Genomic DNA, 19,092 nt, shown 5'->3' with positions numbered 1-19,092 from the left:
GCGATGACAAGAAAGATGAAAATAACATACATGATGCAGTCTCTGAGACAGATTTTTCTCGTTCCGTTGTTTGTGCTAACGATGGTTGCAACGGTCATTGCACACGAAGTTGGACTCAGCGCCAATATTCGTGCTCAAACGTTAAGCGGAGAAACAACCTACACGGCTGATGATTTGCCGACTGGTGCACAGATTACCTCGATCGAAATCATTGGAATGTACAGCACTGGAGAGCCGATGTCAGGAGCACAGGTCAATATTTTTGCACCTGGTAATCCATCCACACCTTGGCAAACCGGAACGCTGGATGCACAAGGTCGATATACGTTCACGCCAGATCTGACTCAGCGGGGGCGATGGACTGTTCGCGTTGAGCAAACGGGGCACAGCGGTTTTATGAATCTTGTCATTTGATGTCATTTGAGGTTTTTACGTTTGTACTGGAAGAGGAGTTAGAGGGAGGGCGGTTCCAGGTTTTGTTAGTCAATCAGGGACGCAGGGAATAGGGACGCTCTAATCCATGCTTCTCCATTAACTCGATGTCACTCATCAGTTGACGAGGATTACCGTCTGCCACAATTTGTCCCTCATCCATCAGCACAACTCGATCGCAAACTTCCAACACAAATTCTAGATCATGTGAGGCAATCAACAGGGTTTCTTGAGACTGTTGAAGGAATTGAATCAAGCGACGACGAGCGCGCAGATCAAGGTTGGCGGTCGGTTCGTCGTAGATGATAATTTGCGGACGCATGGCTAATATGCCTGCGATCGCCACCATCCGTTTTTGCCCTCCCGACAAATGATGCGGCGGGCGGGTGGCTAATTCTTGTACGCCTGTAATGGCAAGGGCTTCAGTCACCCGTTGGTGGACTTCGTCATCCAATAGACCCATATTCTGGGGTGCAAAGGCAACATCATCCCAAACCGATGCAGAGAACAGTTGATCGTCAGGATTTTGAAAAACTAACCCAATTTCTGGATAGAACGTTCCAGGACGAACTCGTTGATTTAGCAGGCGAATTTCACCGGAACTGGGCGTGAGTACACCGCAGATTAGCAGAAATAGCGTGGTTTTACCACAGCCATTATAGCCAATGAGACCGACTCGATCGCCTTGACAAATATTGAGTGTAATGTGACGAAGAACATCGGGGTTATCTGGATAGGAGAAGCACAAATCTGTGATTGCAATCGTAGGGTCTATTGATGGAGAATCAGTAAATTGCTGAGATGATCGAATTTGCATTACAGAATGACCTCTGTGACCACGAAACTGATTGCAACCACAAGTGATAGCACTAATCCTACTACACTCCACGGATGGGCAAATCTGGCTTTAGCGACAGATTGAGCGGGAGGAATGAAGTTTTGCTGTTGGGGTGACTGATTCCCGTATCCTCGCAATCGCATGGCTTTGTAAATTCGTTCGGCTTGTTCATAACTGCGCACTAGCAAGGTTCCTGTCGAACTGGCGAAGCGATTCAGGTCTTGCCAATGGGGAAACAACCAGCGCTGCTTTCGTTGGCTTTGAAATCCCCGCAATCGCATCGATCGCCGCATTTGGGTCAAGCGTTCGGCAATTTCAAACAAATAACGATAGGAGAGCAACAGCATATCCGCCAGAATAGTCGGTAGCCCCAGCGATCGCATAGTTTTCACAATTGTCAGGAATGGCGTTGTGCCAAACAAAATTAAGCTCACGGTAATAATAGACAGAAACCGGCTGGCAATTAAAATGACCGCCATTACCCCTTCCTGTCGCAGAGTTAAAAGGCCCCAATTCCAGATCACTGTTTGCCCTGACATAAACGGCAATAGCGCCACTACGCCTAACAAAAATAGTCCAGGATAACGAATGCGAGTAGACCAAAATGTTAGGGGTAGTCTGGAGAGGGCATAGAGCAGACCCGTGACCGCTAACATAAAGGGAATTAGCTGCAATGTTTCTACAAAGGCGAACGCAAACATGATTGCCATTAGCCCAATCAGTTTACATCGAGGCTCCCATTGATGCAGCCATGACTTGAGATGAGCATACTCATCTAACTCTAGTCTCATATTTCACCCTTCAGCAACTCTGGCTTGACGCGCCGCAAGAACAACACCAGCATTGCTGTAAAGATGCCTTCGAGAATCATTAAGGGAATGTGTGCGATCGCCAGTCCATACACGGCCGTTTGCTCAGTGGCCGCATCAAATCCAGCCGGAATTGTTGTGATGATCAAAATCAGAAAAATTAGTGTGGCTAGTCCCAATCCAAATGCACCAGCTAGAAACGCAAAACATGCGATCGCCCAATTCGGTTTCAACGCTTGTTCAAATCGCGGGTATACCCGAAACAGGTGATAGGCCAGCAGGGCTGGAATCCCCATCATGGCGGCATTGACACCCAAAGTTGTCAGTCCACCATGGCCAAACATTACCGCTTGAAAGAATAGACCAATCAAAATTGCTGGAAAAGCATAGTAGCCCAGTACCACACCCAGCAAACCATTCAACACCAAATGTACACTCGCAGGTGGAATCGGAACATGGATCGACGAAGCTACAAAAAAAGCGGCAGTCAATAAGGCTGCTTTGGGAATGCCAGCGGTCGGTTCGGGTCGGCGGTTAATTTGCCGCAACGAGTACCAAGTGGCTAACCCAGTCAAGGCATAACCACCGATCGCCACAGGAGCCGGAACTAGACCATCAGGGATGTGCATAGGTTATCTCTTGCCACGCGAGAAGAACAGCGCCGTTCCCACACAGCCCCAAATCACGGCTCCAATCATCAGGCTCTTTTGCAACGGCGAGTACCCACTCGTTCCAGCAATAGCCGTAGGTGATGAGTTGTCAGTGGACGGAGTATCGTTAGTCTCTGCTGTAGACACAGCATCAGCTTCTGGCTGAACGGAGCCAGTCTCCACAGGAATGACTAAGATGTCGCCGTGCCCAGCCTGCCGCACTTGCACTTCCCAATTACCCGGTGCAGAGGGACTAAAAAGAAACCGTCCTTGGGCATCAGTAGTGCTGGTTAACCATGGGGTTGCTGGATCATCGGGCGAAAATACGACCACTTGTGCGTTGTCCATGGGTTCGCCAGTATCATAAGCGGCCTGAATCTCATAGGCTTGAGTCGATTGATAATCAAGCACTACACCATGCGCAGAGGTTCTAGTCTGCCAACCCATTACACACAGCAGACTGAGGAATGGTAAAACTGTTTTCCGAATGATGAGTTTCATGATGTAAGCGTAGTTTCCTGACAGTGTCCTTCTCCCACATGTCCCAATGACGGCAGAATCTCTACCAATTTCGTGTAATCCTCGGGGGATAATTGCTTCTCTAGCGTAGCGAGATCAGCGTCCAGTTGACCATTTTCAGCGATCGCCGCCAAGGGATCGAACCCTAGTGCGCCCGTATTCAGTGCATCCTCTGCGGGTGTATCGGCATCGCCGAACAGATGATCGAAGTGAAAGGTGGCTTCCAAGTCGGCCGTCTGTCCAGCTTGTACAATGCCCTTGCGCTCGTCTCCAACAAAATCACCGCAGGTAAAGCTCAATTCCTCATCAAAGCGGAGGGTAAAGTCAACGGATTGTCCATCTTTGCTAGCCGTGCCTTGCAACATTAATGGATACCCCGCTGCTGGCCCATCGGGGGCTTTCACCATTTGCCAGGACAATGCATTATAACGTCCGACGGGTGCTTCGACTTCACCAACTAAAATGGGTTCTGCATCCTCGCCGCCTTCAGCTAGGTCGATCGTTTTGATTCCTTCCAATCGAACTTCGGTTTGCGCTTTGGCATCAATGGACTGATCAGCTTCTGGGTCAAAGGGAGGATCAGTTTGATAGGCTGTAATTTGATCTAAGTTGACATAGACATGATCAAAATCAATCTGCCATCCGTCTTTAGAAACAAATCCTTGTCGGATAAAATCCTCTCCGTTGGCTCGAATCTGTAATGTGCCAGTTTCGTCAGACGTCGGTGCAGTTGCTTGCTGCGTGGGCGATGCCGGTTCGTTTGTTGGGGCTTCTGCTTGAGGAGAGGTTCCTCCAGCACAACTTTGTACCCCAATTGCGCTCATTACCACGAATGTTGTCAAGAAAATCAATCGTTTATTCATAAACCTAATCTTGTTTTTATCGATACATCAATCGCCAACACACTCTGCAAGGTTCAGAAACGAAAGTTTACCGCGATCGTTTCAACGTATTCGCAAAATTCTCGGTTTTTAATCGATCGATTTTTAGACCTCAAAGATCACAGTAAATCGTTGTTTCGGCAAAAGTTCAATCCCATAGAGGGGGATATAAACGCGATGATTTTCCTGAGTTGTCACGAGTTCAACGTGTTTTGCGATCGTTGCCCTGATAGCGACTACAGCTAACCAAGCTGACTTGAAGTCCACACCAAAACTATCCAGCAATTGTCAATAGTTTGCAATATTTATTTACATTATGTTATATTTGTTTACAAGACAAGAAACACAAGAAACAAGGGAGTAAAGCTGATGACTTATCGTGGTGCAGTCGTAGAAGAAGGTAATCGATTGAATAACTATGCGATCGAACCTAAAGTGTACGTCGATGACACACAGCGATTCGGCTTCACTGAATACGCGGAAATGCTAAACGGACGGTTGGCTATGATCGGCTTTGTTGCAGCGCTGCTTCTGGAAGCTTTGACAGGTCATGGTGTAATTGGATGGTTAAGCAATCTGTAACTGCTCGAGTCGAATTAGTTAACGAGCAAGTAGCATTAAGCGATAATTCTTTGGAGAACAGTTATGAGAACTGATTTTGAATTTCCTAACAAAGATTTAATTGGACCTGTTGTCTTCAGACCTGATTTCAATCGTTTTGAAGCGATCGATGTCAATCAAGCATGGTCGTTGTTTTTCACAGCCGGACAAGAGGACAAAAACCTAGGCTTTAACTCAGAAGCAGGACGATTTTTCACTAACCTGCTAATTGCCGTAGGAGTGGCTGGAACAATCGGCGCTAGCGTGTTCACTAGCATTCAATAAGACAATCTCTGAATTATCACCTCGGCTTGTCTTTAATTGTTCTTGAAGTCCCGGCTATAATGGCTGGGGCTTCAGTCTTGGTATATAGCTGTGGGAACAGCCCGCGCAGATTTTTTTCAACGACACAGCTTCAACTTGAACCCTGGAATGAGATAGGACTCGCTGTTTGATGCGAATTCTGGCACAACGTCAACAGCGAACCGCAGCTTTACAACAATATGATCGCTGTTGATGATTGCTGTTGCACCATTCTTGAACACGAATTAGCAACCCAATCAGAGCTAGATACGATCGCACTATGGAAAGCGGTTCGTTCTGGTACATTGCCTGTTTTACCTGATCGTTTATCAACTAATTCACTAAAAACCGATACTAGTTTGGTGTAATCTTGCCCTAGGCTGAAAACTTCAGCAGTAATAATCCCTAAAGCTCACATTAGAAAACAGTTCTAAGAAAACAGTCCTATTCTTCTTACTCCTGTTCTTAAGAAAATGGTTTTCTGCAATTAGCATAACGTTCCAACCAACAGGTGAAGAAGATTTTCTGTCCTCCTTTTCTCAGCCTCGCTAGAAGCTGGGTGGTTAGTCTTTTCAATGTGGAGTTGTACAATTAGGAAATCGGTTGCAGGGGTAACTGCATTGTCTGAGGAACAGCGGCTTCAAACCAGCGCCTCCTCTGGCGATCGAGTATTTTTCACCTATTTTGCTGCTGGCAAAGGCATTCACAATACAGCAAGGTTCGGAGACTCTCGACTAGCATGGCAATTCTACACGGTAGCTGGATTTCTTCATCTGATCAAGCTTTGGCTGAGTCCACCCCCGATTCCTATACTGACGATCGCGACGGTGGCTATTTCTTGATTTGGGGAGAAATTTGGCGTAGAGTTGAGCCGATTGCTGCCGAGTCAAATGCAGTTGCGGCTCCTGCGATCCATCCGTTTGTTATGACGGTTGATGAACTACTAGAGCTGTTGCGATCGAAGCACCAGTCTCAGCAGCTTCAGTGGTCTGTGGCGGATGTGCCGATTGACGCTCCCATTGCCGCAGATAGCCGAGGTCACAACCGCCGAGCTAAATCTTCTCACTCTACCAAGACGGCTATTTCCCTACCGCCAGATCGGTGGCAGACCGTATCGTTGATGCTGCCAACCTATCAACTGCCGACCCCCTCCACCCAAACCATTGCCTTGTTGCCCCAACATTCGGCCGCTCAAGGACAGCTAGATCTAGAAACGTCAATTTTAGAATCGTCGATCGCAGCTTCTGAATCCGACCATCCCCATCATTCTTTGTCCCTATCGCTCTGTCCTTGGCAAATTCAAGGGCTTCGCCTCACGGTAACTGAAGCTTTGCAGGTTTTGCAATCGCTGCCGTTAAGTTCGGTGCAAGGTGAGGAATTTTCCTGGCTGGGGTCTGACTTGCGCTTCTGGTCGCATGTGGCTCGATGGCAACTAGATTTATTGGCGCGCGCTAAATTTTTGCCCACTTTAGAGCAACATGCAGCAATGCAGGTACGTTGGCATGTGTTGATTGATAGCTCGGTGGATCAAGATCGGCTAGAACACTTTACGCGGCAAATGCCCAGTGTTTGTCGAGCTTATGTTCTGTCTGGAGCAACTCAGTTTGAAGCAAAGAATGAAATAGAAACAGCGGCAAACGGGGTACATCCCTCCACCCATCCGGCTACTGCGGTGTTGTCGCCCGCTCCACCCATTCTTCTCAGTTTTTTGAATCAGGCGATCGATGCTCAAGTTCGTGCAGTTGCTAGCAGTCAAGCGATGCCCTCCTCTGCGTCTTTTCCTAAAGACATAGCGTTACGAGAATGGCTGCAAGCCTTGGGGGACAAGCCGACGATCGACAGCGAACCTGCCAAGTTAGAGCGGTTGGTAACGTCCTTGACCAGTTGGACGGCACCGCTGCAACATCAGTTAAATCAACGCTTGAATGCTTTTCGCACCTGTTTTTATCTCCATCCTCCTACCGCAGGACAACAGGACTGGACGCTAGAGTATTTTTTGCAAGCGGCTAATGATCCAGACTTCTTGGTTAGTGCCCGCACCGTATGGAATAACCCGGTGGAGCGGCTAGACTACATGGGACGGACGATTGATCAACCCCAAGAAACGCTGTTGGCTGGTTTAGGGTTGGCATCGCGATTGTATCCCGTTTTAGAACCCAGTTTGCAAGTTTCACAGCCACACGCCTGTCAACTACATCCGCTGCAAGTATATGAATTCATTAAAACCACCGCTTGGCGACTGCAAGACAGTGGCTTTGGCGTAATTTTGCCGCCTAGTTTGTCCAATCAGGAGGGCTGGGCCAACCGCTTAGGACTGCGTGTACAGGCAGAAACGCCCAAAGCGGGAAAAAATCAGCGGTTAGGACTGCAAAGTTTGCTGAATTTTAAGTGGGAACTAACGATCGGCGGTCAGCGGTTATCCAAGGCGGAGTTCGATCGACTGGTGGCACTCAATACGCCACTGGTGGAAATCAATGGTGAGTGGGTAGAGTTGCGTCCTCAAGATGTCAGGGCAGCCCAGGCCTTCTTCGAGAGCCGCAAAGAACAAATGTCGCTGTCGTTGGAAGATGCGCTGCGTATTAGCACAGGCGACGCCCAGATGATTGAAAAGCTCCCTGTTGTTGGCTTTGAAGCCTCTGGCCCTCTAGAAGAACTTATCAATGCGCTCACCAACGGCAATCAGTCGATCGAATCGATTCCGATTCCCAAAGGTTTCCAGGGAACATTGCGCCCCTATCAAGTGCGTGGAGCTTCATGGCTTGCCTTTTTAGAAAGATGGGGGCTGGGAGCTTGCCTAGCGGATGATATGGGCTTGGGTAAAACTGTGCAGTTTATCGCCTTGATGCTGCATTTGCAAGAACAAGGGGGACTAGAAAAACCAACGTTGCTGGTCTGTCCGACGTCGGTGTTGGGCAACTGGGAACGAGAGGTTAAACGATTTGCTCCTAGTCTGAAAACGCTGGTGCATCACGGCGACAAACGATCGCAGGGCAAAGCTTTTGTCAAAGCCATCAAAGACAAACATTTGGTGATCACTAGCTATGCGCTGGTGCAGCGAGACGTGAAAGATCTGCAAACGGTAACTTGGCAAGGGGTAGTGCTGGACGAGGCGCAAAATGTGAAAAATCCCGATGCCAAGCAATCGCAAGCGATACGTCAGTTAGATTGCCAGTTTCGCATTGCTCTGACCGGCACGCCAGTAGAAAACCGCTTAGCGGAACTGTGGTCAATTATGGATTTTCTCAATCCCGGCTACTTGGGGCCGCGCAACTTCTTTCAGCGTCGCTTTGCCGTGCCGATCGAACGCTATGGCGATACGGCATCCCTGCAAACCCTGCGATCGTTGGTGCAACCTTTCATTCTGCGCCGTCTCAAAACCGATCGATCGATTATTCAAGATTTGCCAGAAAAGCAAGAAATGACGGTGTTCTGTGGCTTAACTCAAGACCAAGCTGCCCTTTACCAGACCTTAGTGGAGCGATCGCTCGTGGAGATTGAATCGGCCGACGGTATCCAGCGCAAAGGCATGATTTTGGCCCTATTAACTAAGCTGAAGCAGGTGTGTAATCATCCAGTGCTATTTAAGGAGGAAAGCAGAGAGCAGAAGGAAGAGAAGGCAAAGGGCAAAAGGCAAAAGGATAAAGAGGACGATCTCGATTCAACTTTGAGCCTTGAGCCTTTAGCCTTTAGACTGGCTTCTGGCAAGCTGCAACGCCTAGAGGAAATGTTAGAAGAGGTGCTGGCAGAGGGCGATCGATCGCTGATTTTCACGCAGTTTGCCGAGTGGGGTAAGCTGTTGCAAGCATACTTGGCACAACGGTTTGAGCGGGATGTGCTATTTCTCTATGGCGGCTCATCGAAGAAGCAACGAGAAGAGATGGTCGATCGCTTCCAGAATGATCCGCAGGGGCCGCGCCTGTTCATCCTGTCGTTAAAGGCGGGCGGCGTCGGGCTAAACCTAACTCGGGCCAATCATGTCTTTCACTTCGATCGCTGGTGGAACCCGGCTGTGGAAAATCAAGCCACCGATCGGGTGTTCCGGATTGGGCAGACGCGCAATGTCCAGGTACACAAGTTTGTCTGTACAGGGACACTGGAAGAACGCATTCATGAACTGATCGAAAGTAAAAAGGCGCTTTCAGAACAGGTGGTAGGCACAGGTGAAAACTGGTTGTCCGAACTGGATACTGATGCTTTGCGCAATTTGTTATTACTCGATCGAGCGGCTGTCATAGATGAGGAGGATGAATGATGATGGTATCTGCTGTGCTAGGACAACCCGTACAATTCAGCTCGATCGCTTGTGAGACACCCCTAGAAGCAACCTACGAACAGGCAGAGATCGAAACCCTACCCAATGCCGCCGCGCCGCCGCTCGCTCCATAGGCGTTTACTCCAATAAATCCGGCTCCAGCTTCACGATTTTATCGTAGAGAGACTGAAAGCTAAACCAGCCCATGTAGGGTGATCCCACTTGGCTAAAGGTCAGCTTGGCTACCTCTGGATTGATGGGCACGGGTGTACCTGCCGCCTCGGCTGTCAGTTGAGCTTGGCATGATCGATCCATGGCAATGAACCACCACGCCGCTTCATCGACTGACTGTCCTACCGTCAGCAAGCCATGGTTGCGCAAAATCACTGCCTTTTTCTGTCCCAGAGCTTCTCCGATTCGCCGTCCTTCCTCGCTTGACAGCACCACTCCAGTGTAGTCATCAAACACAGCATGATCGTTGTAGAAAGAGCAAGCATCTTGAGTCAGTGGATCTAAACAGCGTCCTAGCGTAGACCAAGCTTTGCCATATAGAGAATGAGCATGGGCCGCTGCCACCACATCTGGTCGGGCTAGGTGAATTTGTGAGTGAATAGCAAAGGCTGCCGCATTCACAGGGCGATCGCCCTGCACCACTTCGCCCTTGTGATTGACCAAAATCAGGTCAGATACGCGAATATGCCCAAAGTATTTGCCGAAGGGATTGACCCAAAAATGATCGAGCCGTTCAGGATCGCGGGCGGTAATGTGTCCAGCGACGCCTTCGTCAAAGCCGTAATGCGCAAATAACCGCAACGCCGCTGCAAGCCTCTGCTTACGATGTAATCTTTCTTCCTCCAGGCACTCGAATACAGGCGGTTGAGGCAAGGCTGGTTGCAGGAGGGGAATGCTGTGATTCATAGCGTTCTTAATTCATTCTTAGTGGATGCTTCGTTTGGTTTCTCGACCAATTCATTAGATGCACTCTTTGAATAGTCTGACGCAAGAAACCTATGGCTTCTAGGCTGTGCAACACTTCGTCAAGACCAAGCGGCTCGACACTTAAGAAACTATAGTGGTTCAATAGGGATAAGCAGGATCTATTGGCTAAGTAGAATTAAATTTGAACTGTAAAAGTAATAACAACTGCTAATTTATAATGCTTTTTATGTTAGAAAATACTATCTAAAATTGTCAGTGAATTAAAAATCCTCTTTTCACGCATTTAGATTTAACTAATAGCTTTGTTAAATAAACCTGAAGTATAAGTAATTCGGGTTTAAATTGGCTATTTTCATTACGAATCCCGTACAGCCTGCCCGCCGATCGAGGGTTACAGGGCAATAGTTTTCTCGTAGTATCAGAGAAGAACTTGCCGAAAAGCAGTTTTTCGCCTTTACAGGAATTGTTGCCTTTGCTAAAGGCGAGGTTCAATGCCGTTTCTTAAGTTGAGAGGAATTATTGCATGGCAACCTATAAGGTGACTTTGATCAACGAAGCAGAAGGACTCAATACCACGATCGAGGTGCCCGATGATGAGTACATCCTTGATGCGGCTGAAGAAGCAGGGCTTGATCTTCCCTACTCTTGCCGGGCTGGGGCTTGCTCTACTTGCGCGGGTAAAATTACGGCGGGTACAGTTGATCAGTCTGACCAGTCCTTCCTAGACGATGATCAGATTGAGGCTGGTTATGTTCTGACTTGTGTTGCTTACCCCACCTCGGATTGCACCATCATGACCCACCAAGAAGAAGAGCTTTACTAAGCATCTTCCCACTAGAGCAAAGACCAATCAATTATTGGGATTTCTAGTTCAACTCAAGCTTCACATTAGCTTTGGGCAGGGGCGCGATCGCGTTTCTGCCCTGTTCTCTTGAATGGCAACCGTGATAGAACCAGATACCAGGTAATAGAACGACAGGCGTTGCTGAACGCAGAGATGAATTGCCCTCGTCCCCAATTCTTCTCCCGAGGGCGAGGACGGCAAGCAGCTCCAGCACGAGAATCATACTTTCGTTCAGCAACGCCAAACGATAGATGGATGCAGCTTTTGTGGAAGATCATCACCAGTCTAAGCGTAACCCTTGCTTTATCATATGGTTTTGTAAATCGGGTATGAGTTGATTAGGAATAATTTCTACAGGCATCAGATCAAGATCGGTTTCAGTTGCTAACCAGCCAGCCGTTGCTCCTGCTGCCGAGCCAATGATCCATTCACCGTAATGGATTCGTGTAGACGCATTGACAATATGACTGACTGCGATACCCTTGCCGCCAATGAGCAAGTTGTTCACGCCCTGCGGAATCAAACTTTCTAGAGGAATATAGGTGGGCTTAATTAAGTTGTCTTCGTTCGTTGGGGCACCACTCGCTTCATAAGACGGACGTTGATCGCGGTAACGACAGCCATGAATATCTACCCGATAGTGGGTAATTCCCACGACCGTAGAGCTAAAGTCTCGACCGCCGCTCATGTCAGCCCGGATGTCCGCTTCGAGCATCATGAAGGCATCTTGCCCATAGGCCGATCGTCCCAGAATTCGTCGTCCTTCCCGAATGTAAGGAGCCATGCTTAATCCTGAGATTGTCCCCATGGGGGCATCTTCTCCCGCTAAATACGTTAAAGGTAGCCCTGGCTGGCTCTGATTTTTAATCAACCATTCAGCAAAAAGCTGAGCATGTTCTTCGGCATGTTTCAAGGCTCTGAATGAAACACCGCCCATCCAATTGGCGTGCTGCCCGGTGATGACCAGTTCATCTTCGGTAAGCAGCAACGGTGGGTCCATCCACACCCAATCATTGCCGCGATTCCAGTTCACCATCGTGATATCGCCGGGTGCCGCCGCTTCCACTTTGGGGTTGCCAAGGGTGGTGCTCACAATACGGCGATAGTCAAACAGCCCGCCGCCATCGAACATAGTGAATTTCCCCAGATGATAATCCTGTTCGTGTTCGCGGCGAGTATAAGCTGGTTGAATTTGTGACAGTTCGGCAAGGCTCGCTCCTCCATCGTCTACAATGCCCAGTGTGAAGGGAAACGTAAAAGCCTGAGTGCACTGGGGATTATCTTTTCGGGGGGCGTGATGTTCGCCAGTGGTGGCTTTGGACTCGGAACCAAGGCGATAGGGAATTCTGGCCCAACCTACCAGTTCGCCAGTGTCAGTGGCATCAATGACAATCATGCGTTTACCTTCAGGCGGCTGAAGACGAATTGGCACTTTGGTGAAGGTTTCGTTGGCGTCCCAAGAGTACCACTGCGGCCATTCGATCGACGGTTTACCCAACGGCACATAACCAGGATTGCGCGGAATACGCTGCACCCCGTAGATGGCAGTAATTTCCTGTCCCGTTTCGTCAAATTCTGCTCCTTTGAAGGCGGTTGACGTGGCCCAGCGGCTTTGAGGAGCCGATTCAACGGCTTTTTCTAGAAGCTGTTGCACCGCGCCTACCCCTGCTTTGGGTGGAAAGCAGAGATTGCCCACCCAACAACTATTGAGATTGCTCACAGGTTGAGGCGATGACAAGCCCGTCCAACTGGGTAGTTCTACAAGCTGTTGCTGAATTAATCGCTTAAATTCTAGCCAACTGGGGGCGTAGTTATCCCTGGTTTGCATGGCTACTGATTCATCGATCGCCGAGACGCCTTGGCTACTGACCTGTCCACCCAGCCATGGGCTTAACTCAATTAAACAGGTCGTTGCTCCAGATTGCATAGCTTGGGACGCAGCGGCAACTCCTCCTAAGGTTCCTCCCACCACCACGACTTCACATTCCCATACCTCTTTAGGCAGCGGTAATGGGGTCAGTTGAGGGCGACCATTGGCTTGGGTGACAAGAGTGTTACCAGATGGAGGATTCCAAATTTCGGTACTTGCGGCGGCACTGGGTGGTTCAAATGAATGGGATGAAACACCTCCACCCCAGGAGAAATATTGCAAAGTTCCCAGCAAGATGCTGGCACTACCTGGAATTAGAAAGCTGACGATAGCTAATTGAGTGATTTGACGAGGGGATAGCGGCTGATTTACCACGGTCAGGAAACTCGCTCAAGACAACTGTAATTAAGAGGAACACGATCGTTTCTATATTTAGCGCCACAAAGCTGTACGCTACGGTGAAGATGCTACAAATAGCGTGCTAACAGCTTAGCCTAAATTTTGGCAGACAAACTTTAGATTTATTTAGGTTTCACATTTGAGTGAATAAACCGAGTTTCACGCTCAGTCTTAAAGTCTTTTGTCAATTACCTGAATGAAGCTACTGAGAGAATTCGCAGCGTGCTCACTATTCATTTCGGAGCTTCATGCGGTTTTTCAGAATGATTTTTAGATGCAGGAAGAGATACCACTACCTAAATTGATAGGGCGGCGGAAGAACACTCCAATGCCGTATGTGCGATTGCCGTTCTACTGCGAACTCATCTATCTTCACAATTCTGCTGCATAGCTGCGAACTGAAGGACGGCTGACAGGTTGCGGAAATAACGATTGAAATACCGCATCTCGATCGCCCAAGGAGCCGTAGAAGAAGAAAGAAACTCCCGCATATTGTCGATCGCGAGTCATGCGCACTTGTTCTGCAATTTGATGGGTTTCCACAGTCAGGACCCGCAATCCGGTCAGAATGCCAATCCCGACGGGAATGCGTCGTCGAATGGCTAACAATTCTGGGTGGTCTAATTCACTCACAAACAGCGCCATTTCCGTCCGATAAATCTGGATGATCAGTTCATCAATGAACCGGAGCCGCACCCACGGATACCAGTCCTGAAGATAGTTTTGATAGGAAAATTCTTTGGGGTTAGGCGACAGCGACACTAAACAATCGGGACGCCGCGTTTTGATAGTCGAGAAAATTTTCACCATCATGTTGGTGACGTTGTTAGCTCGCCACCGCATCCACTCTGGATCGGTTGGATTATCGGGGGGGCGTCGGTCACCGTGCTCTTGCTGATAAAGCCTAACGGTATAGTCATCGTAGCCCAATTCCACTGGAGTACCAAAATGATCGTCGAACTGCACTCCATCTACGTCGTAGTTGTCGATCACTTCAACGACCAGACCCGTCAGCATATCTTGAACTTCCGGATGAGCCGGGTTCAGCCACACAAAGCGATGCTGTCCTCGATCGCCGTGCACAAACACTTGAGTGCCATCCCGACGGCTCATAATCCACTCGGGGTGCCGCCGGGCCAATTCCGAGTCTTCTAGGGTCATCAGACCAAATTCAAACCAAGGAATCACCGACAATCCTTGCTTATGTCCTAGTTCTACCGCTTCCGCCAACATATCGCGATCGTCAAATTCAGGAATGGGATCGACGGCTTCTCCAATCCAGGCCTCTGCGACTTTGCTGGGGTAGAGCGTATAGCCACCATTCCAAACAGTGGGGTAAATCGTGTTGAAATTTAGCCCAACTAAGCGATCGATGGCTTGCTCTAACTGCTCTCTAGAAAACAATACATCACTGTCTACGTTGGTGAGCCAAACGCCGCGTAGTTCAGATGTGGGTAAGGGAGAGGACAGTTGCGCCATTGCCATCAAGGGAAGATGTACCATGAAGGCAACCACGAGTCCTACTCCGATTAGCCCAATCGATCGCAACTTGTGTTTCCCGCTTCTAAAAATGTTTTGCCGACTCCTCTTCAGGTTCACCACACTAAAACGCATATCCCTGCTATCCCAATACTTGCTACTCACAACTGATCACAGTGATGTGATCACAGCCATGCAGTTTACTTCCATCGGGATAGAATAAGGCCTTAAAGAGCAGGACGCAAGAATTCGATCGGGTTCGATCGGGTTCAATCAATTACTCCTGAGAGGGGGTACGAGGTTCGATCGTCACCCATACCAGCAAGGCTTGACTTGGCACGGGCTGGTTTTGGGTTGTGGCGGGGCTAAAGTTCCAGTGTTGTACCAAACACTCGACCAATCGATCATAGTCTGAGTTTTGGCTGGACGCTTGAAGAACGGTTTGCACCACTTGACCTTCTACATTGGTTGCGACTTGCACCCCTACTCGGGTGCCGATCGTTTGCAGAACGGCCGGAGTCACGGCATTTAAGCAGGCAGCATCCCCAAGGGTGGCAACATCTTGTTGAAACACATCTCCGACTGGGGCAGCCAGTTGCTCAGGCATATCGTCGGTGGACTCGGTAGACAGGCGTTCAGTTTCTAAACTGGCCACAAGCCGAACGGGAGTGCGGGCTGCATCTACTTCAACTTGGGTTAACCCAGATGGATCAACGGAGTTCGCAGGAGTGGGCAATGTTGCCGAAACGTCGGGTGGTGGGCGATCGATGGGGATAGTTGAGAATTCAGAGGCTTCCGGTTGAAGCGGCGGCGCGGGCGCAACCGCAGGAGGAGTGGGCGGTGCAGCGGGGACTGATTCCGGTACAGGAACAGGGGCTGGCGCTGGCACCAGAGGTGGAGCAGTCGAGGGCGCGATCGCGTTAGAGGTTGGCGCTAAGGCAGGTTCCTGTGGCACGATGGCTGTCTGCTGATCTGGCGGCATTGGCCCCACAATTTTGGCAGGTGACATCGCCACATCAGGACTGGGCGCGATCGGGTCTGGTGGCATCGGGTTGGAGTTGGATGAATCGGTTGGAGCATAAGTTGGATCAATCGAGGCTAGCTCCACCAACTCGATCGGCATCGGTGCGACTTCGTCAGTAGGGTTGGTCAAATGGGACAAGAATGGCACAGTTGCGACTGCCAGCACCGAATGAACCACCGCTGAGCCACTTAACAGCGCCAACCACAGCCAGCGAGGCCGGGATGGAGGACGCCGAATCGCGATCGAGTCCAAGGACGTTGAGTTATGGGGCTGTTGGGTCATGCTGCTCTTTACCTGAGTTCCCCAGCCCGATCATAACCAACCCCCAATCAGAATTGAGCGAACTGGTTTGATTGCACTTGAGCGGATTGTCCTCCTGTCTTTGCCGTTCCTAAGCTTTGCTTGACTCATTACTGGATTCGTTCGATTTTGTCGATTTACGGCTGGTACTGGTTTTAGAGGTTTTAGCCGTCTTTGCAGCAGTTTTTGTTGTTTTCTTACTGGTGGCTTTTTTCGCGGTAGATTTCTTGGCCGTCTTGGTTTCGGCGGTTGTTGCTTCAGCTGTACTTGGTTCAGCGGCAGTCTTGCTAGTTGTCGATTTAGAACGTCCTGTCTTTTTCTTCGTGCTAGCTTTCTCGGCTAGGGCTTGTAGGGCTACATCCATCGGGATTGCCTCGATCGTTTGTCCTTCGGGCAAAGAGGCATTGATTTTACCGTGTTTGATATAGGGTCCATAGGGGCCGTTGTAGATATTCACGGGTTCGCCGTCCTCGGGATGGGGTCCCAGTTCGCGTAAGGGTTTCGCCGCTGCTTTGCTGCGCCCACGTCCAGTTTTGGGTTCTGCCAACAGTTCTAAGGCTCGCTCCAGCGTAATTGTGAGGACATTGTCTTCTTTTTTGAGAGAGCGATAATCCTTGCCGTCCTTACCTTGATCGTGCACGATGTAGGGTCCAAACCGCCCCAGATTTGCCTGAATTTTGGCTCCAGTTTCGGGATGAACGCCCAGCGTACGCGGCAATGCCAGCAAATTCACCGCCATATCTAGGGTGACATCCTGTAGAGTTGTGCCCTTAGGCAGTGAAGCCCGCTTGGGCTTGGGATTATCGTCGGTTTTATCGCCCAACTGCACATAAGGTCCGTAAGGTCCAATCAGAGCATAGATTGGTTCGCCCGTATCTGGATGGAATCCAAGTTTGTCGGGCCCTTCGGTTTTCTGCCGCAGCAATACATCAACTTGTTGCGGATCGAGATCTGCGGGTGGCATATCTAGGGGAATATTGGCCCGCACCGGCCCTGCCTCGTCCTCTACCTCTAGATAGGCTCCATAAGGCCCAATTCGTACCTTTACATCTAGTCCATCTAACGGGACCGATCGGGCCTCGTTTGGATCAATCTGGCTTTCCTGCCGTTTAACTTGAGTTTCCAGCCCAGTCTCTCCCAAATAAAACTGGCGTAGGTAGGGCAACCATCGGGCTTCACCCGTGGAAATTTCGTCTAGGGTTTGCTCCATTCGAGCGGTGAATTGCGGATCGACCAAATCAGGAAAATATTTTTCTAGCAGGGCTGTAACTGCGAAGGCCGTGAAGGTAGGCACTAGGCTATTGTTCACCATCTGGGCATAGCCCCGATCGATGATTGTGCCAATGATGGTGGCGTAGGTGCTGGGACGACCAATGCCCTCGCTTTCCAGCGTTTTCACCAGTGAGGCTTCGGTATAACGGGCGGGCGGTTGGGTTTCATGCCCGATTGCCTCCAGTTCTTTGCACTCTGGATGATCTCCGGCACGCAGACGGGGCAGAATCACCTCCTGATCTTCGATCGCTGCATTCGGATCGTCCGATCCTTCCACATAGGCACGAAAAAAGCCTGGAAAGTCGATGCGTTTGCCCGTCGCGCGAAATCCTGCATCGCCTGCTTCAATTTGCACCGTGATGTGGGTTTGGCGGGCTTCGGCCATCTGGGTGGCGACAGTACGCTTCCAAATGAGGTCATAGAGCTTCAGTTCCCGTCCCGATAATCCGGTTTCTTGGGGGGTACGGAACGTGCTACCCGCTGGACGAATCGCTTCATGGGCTTCTTGGGCGCCTTTGCTTTTAGTTGCATACTGACGCGGCTGAGGACTGAGATAGTCCTTGCCGTACATTTGCTCTACGCAGGATCGGGCAGCACTGATTGCCTGTTGTGACAGGTTAGTAGAGTCGGTTCGCATGTAGGTAATGTAGCCTTGCTCGTACAGGTTTTGTGCTGTCCGCATGGTTTCTCGAGCTGACAGTCGCAGTTTGCGGTTGGCTTCCTGTTGCAGAGTGGAGGTGGTGAACGGAGCCGACGGCTTGCGCGTGGTAGGGCGTTCCTCAATGTTGGTGACAGTCCATACTTCATTCTGTAGCCGTTCTTGCAGCGATCGAGCTTCTTCTTCGCCCAACAACAGCACATTCCGTCCGGCGGCAATCTGTCCAGTGGTTTCGTCAAAATCGGCCCCGGTGGCAATGCGAGCGCCCCGCAGCGTCACCAGCTTGGCTTCAAACGGTGTTTTGTCTTTCTCTAAGCTGGCTTTGAGATCCCAGTAGGTGCCTTTGCGGAAGGCGCGCCGTTCCCGTTCGCGGTTTACCAGCAGCCGCACCGCCACTGACTGTACCCGCCCAGCCGATAGCCCCGTAGCAATCTTTTTCCACAGTAGCGGCGACAGCGTATACCCCACCAAACGATCGAGAATCCGTCGAGTTTCTTGAGCGCGAACCAGTTGTTCGTCCACCGTGCGGCAATGGTTGAGGGCCTCTTGGATCGCCTCCTCGGTAATTTCGTGAAACACCATGCGCTTGATTGGCACTTTGGGCTTTAGCACCTGGAGCAAGTGCCAACTGATACTTTCTCCTTCACGGTCTTCGTCCGTTGCCAGCACTAATTCATCGGCGTCGCTGAGGGCTTCTTTGAGTGCCTTCACGACCTTCTTCTTGTCCTGTGGAATTACGTAAAGCGGTTCAAAATCTGCTTCCACGTTTACCCCAATCTTGGCCCAATCTTGTCCCTTCACCGAGGCAGGAATTTCGCTGGCAGACTGTGGCAAATCACGCACGTGTCCCATTGATGCTTCAACTCGATAGCCTCTAGGGAGATAGTTTCGGATGGTTTTGGCTTTGGTTGGGGATTCAACAATGACAAGAGTTGACATGGGATCAATCGCTCTTCGACAAAAATCTGGCGGTCAACTGGCTAAGTCTCGAGAGAGCTTGCCTCATTCAGTCTTCTAACCTAT

18 protein-coding genes are annotated in these 19,092 nt (G+C 49.9%); 7 read left to right on the top strand and 11 right to left on the bottom strand.

The window, feature by feature from the left end; genetic code table 11:
- Positions 1-15 precede the first annotated feature (15 nt).
- Positions 16-414 carry a carboxypeptidase-like regulatory domain-containing protein gene (locus OXH18_RS14245; RefSeq protein WP_268607761.1) on the top strand — a complete coding sequence of 133 codons (399 nt, stop codon included), beginning with the start codon at positions 16-18 and terminating at the stop codon, positions 412-414.
- A gap of 73 nt (positions 415-487) precedes the next feature.
- Here the strand turns inward: OXH18_RS14245 and OXH18_RS14240 are convergent, their stop codons facing one another.
- The 5 genes from OXH18_RS14240 to OXH18_RS14220 are packed head-to-tail and all read right to left on the bottom strand — an operon-like array spanning position 488 to position 4,111.
- The gene (locus tag OXH18_RS14240; RefSeq protein ID WP_268607760.1) at positions 488-1,249 is read right to left on the bottom strand and encodes an energy-coupling factor ABC transporter ATP-binding protein; all 762 of its coding nucleotides are present in this window, start codon (positions 1,247-1,249) and stop codon (positions 488-490) included.
- On the bottom strand, positions 1,249-2,061 hold the full coding sequence (gene cbiQ, locus OXH18_RS14235; protein ID WP_268607759.1) for a cobalt ECF transporter T component CbiQ: 813 nt from the start codon (positions 2,059-2,061) through the stop codon (positions 1,249-1,251). Before cbiQ ends, OXH18_RS14240 begins: the two co-directional genes overlap by 1 nt.
- Positions 2,058-2,708 carry a cobalt transporter CbiM gene (gene cbiM, locus OXH18_RS14230; RefSeq protein WP_268607758.1) on the bottom strand — a complete coding sequence of 217 codons (651 nt, stop codon included), beginning with the start codon at positions 2,706-2,708 and terminating at the stop codon, positions 2,058-2,060. The genes cbiQ and cbiM overlap by 4 nt, the downstream gene beginning before the upstream one ends.
- A 3-nt stretch (positions 2,709-2,711) precedes the next feature.
- A complete protein-coding gene (locus OXH18_RS14225; protein ID WP_268607757.1) occupies positions 2,712-3,230 on the bottom strand; it encodes a carboxypeptidase-like regulatory domain-containing protein in 519 nt (172 codons plus the stop codon).
- On the bottom strand, positions 3,227-4,111 hold the full coding sequence (locus OXH18_RS14220) for a DUF4382 domain-containing protein (RefSeq protein ID WP_268607756.1): 885 nt from the start codon (positions 4,109-4,111) through the stop codon (positions 3,227-3,229). The genes OXH18_RS14225 and OXH18_RS14220 overlap by 4 nt, the downstream gene beginning before the upstream one ends.
- Positions 4,112-4,498: 387 nt before the next feature.
- On the opposite strand from OXH18_RS14220, the gene OXH18_RS14215 reads away from it, so the two are divergent.
- From OXH18_RS14215 to OXH18_RS14195, 5 genes are all read left to right on the top strand, one after another.
- Positions 4,499-4,711 carry a chlorophyll a/b-binding protein gene (locus OXH18_RS14215; protein WP_268607755.1) on the top strand — a complete coding sequence of 71 codons (213 nt, stop codon included), beginning with the start codon at positions 4,499-4,501 and terminating at the stop codon, positions 4,709-4,711.
- A gap of 63 nt (positions 4,712-4,774) precedes the next feature.
- Positions 4,775-5,014, top strand: coding sequence for a hypothetical protein (locus OXH18_RS14210; protein ID WP_268607753.1), 240 nt, complete (start codon positions 4,775-4,777; stop codon positions 5,012-5,014).
- A 638-nt stretch (positions 5,015-5,652) separates the two neighbouring features.
- Positions 5,653-5,874 (top strand): hypothetical protein, encoded by a 222-nt coding sequence (locus tag OXH18_RS14205; RefSeq protein WP_268613264.1) that lies wholly within the window; start codon positions 5,653-5,655, stop codon positions 5,872-5,874.
- Between the two features lie 83 nt (positions 5,875-5,957).
- On the top strand, positions 5,958-9,284 hold the full coding sequence (locus tag OXH18_RS14200; protein ID WP_390904394.1) for a DEAD/DEAH box helicase: 3,327 nt from the start codon (positions 5,958-5,960) through the stop codon (positions 9,282-9,284).
- The gene (locus OXH18_RS14195) at positions 9,281-9,418 is read left to right on the top strand and encodes a hypothetical protein (RefSeq protein WP_268607749.1); all 138 of its coding nucleotides are present in this window, start codon (positions 9,281-9,283) and stop codon (positions 9,416-9,418) included. The genes OXH18_RS14200 and OXH18_RS14195 overlap by 4 nt, the downstream gene beginning before the upstream one ends.
- A gap of 4 nt (positions 9,419-9,422) precedes the next feature.
- Here the strand turns inward: OXH18_RS14195 and OXH18_RS14190 are convergent, their stop codons facing one another.
- Entirely contained in the window at positions 9,423-10,202 is a 780-nt protein-coding gene (locus OXH18_RS14190) for a class II aldolase/adducin family protein (RefSeq protein WP_268607748.1), read from the bottom strand.
- Between the two features lie 544 nt (positions 10,203-10,746).
- Here OXH18_RS14190 and OXH18_RS14185 point away from each other — a divergent pair.
- Entirely contained in the window at positions 10,747-11,046 is a 300-nt protein-coding gene (locus OXH18_RS14185) for a ferredoxin (RefSeq protein WP_268607747.1), read from the top strand.
- Between the two features lie 65 nt (positions 11,047-11,111).
- Here OXH18_RS14185 and OXH18_RS14180 read toward each other — a convergent pair whose 3' ends face one another.
- From OXH18_RS14180 to topA, 5 genes are all read right to left on the bottom strand, one after another.
- A complete protein-coding gene (locus OXH18_RS14180) occupies positions 11,112-11,348 on the bottom strand; it encodes a hypothetical protein (RefSeq protein ID WP_268607745.1) in 237 nt (78 codons plus the stop codon).
- Complete coding sequence (locus OXH18_RS14175) at positions 11,345-13,312, bottom strand: FAD-dependent oxidoreductase (RefSeq protein WP_268607744.1); 1,968 nt, start codon at positions 13,310-13,312, stop codon at positions 11,345-11,347. The genes OXH18_RS14180 and OXH18_RS14175 overlap by 4 nt, the downstream gene beginning before the upstream one ends.
- Positions 13,313-13,708: 396 nt before the next feature.
- The gene (locus tag OXH18_RS14170) at positions 13,709-14,950 is read right to left on the bottom strand and encodes a glycoside hydrolase family 10 protein (RefSeq protein ID WP_268607743.1); all 1,242 of its coding nucleotides are present in this window, start codon (positions 14,948-14,950) and stop codon (positions 13,709-13,711) included.
- Positions 14,951-15,092: 142 nt separating this feature from the next.
- Entirely contained in the window at positions 15,093-16,121 is a 1,029-nt protein-coding gene (locus OXH18_RS14165; protein ID WP_268607742.1) for a hypothetical protein, read from the bottom strand.
- A 109-nt stretch (positions 16,122-16,230) separates the two neighbouring features.
- A complete protein-coding gene (topA, locus tag OXH18_RS14160; protein WP_268607741.1) occupies positions 16,231-19,008 on the bottom strand; it encodes a type I DNA topoisomerase in 2,778 nt (925 codons plus the stop codon).
- Positions 19,009-19,092 lie beyond the last annotated feature (84 nt).

Source organism: Thermocoleostomius sinensis A174 (assembly GCF_026802175.1).
Classification (GTDB): domain Bacteria; phylum Cyanobacteriota; class Cyanobacteriia; order Elainellales; family Elainellaceae; genus Thermocoleostomius; species Thermocoleostomius sinensis.
This window is presented reverse-complemented; position numbering and strand designations above follow the sequence as displayed.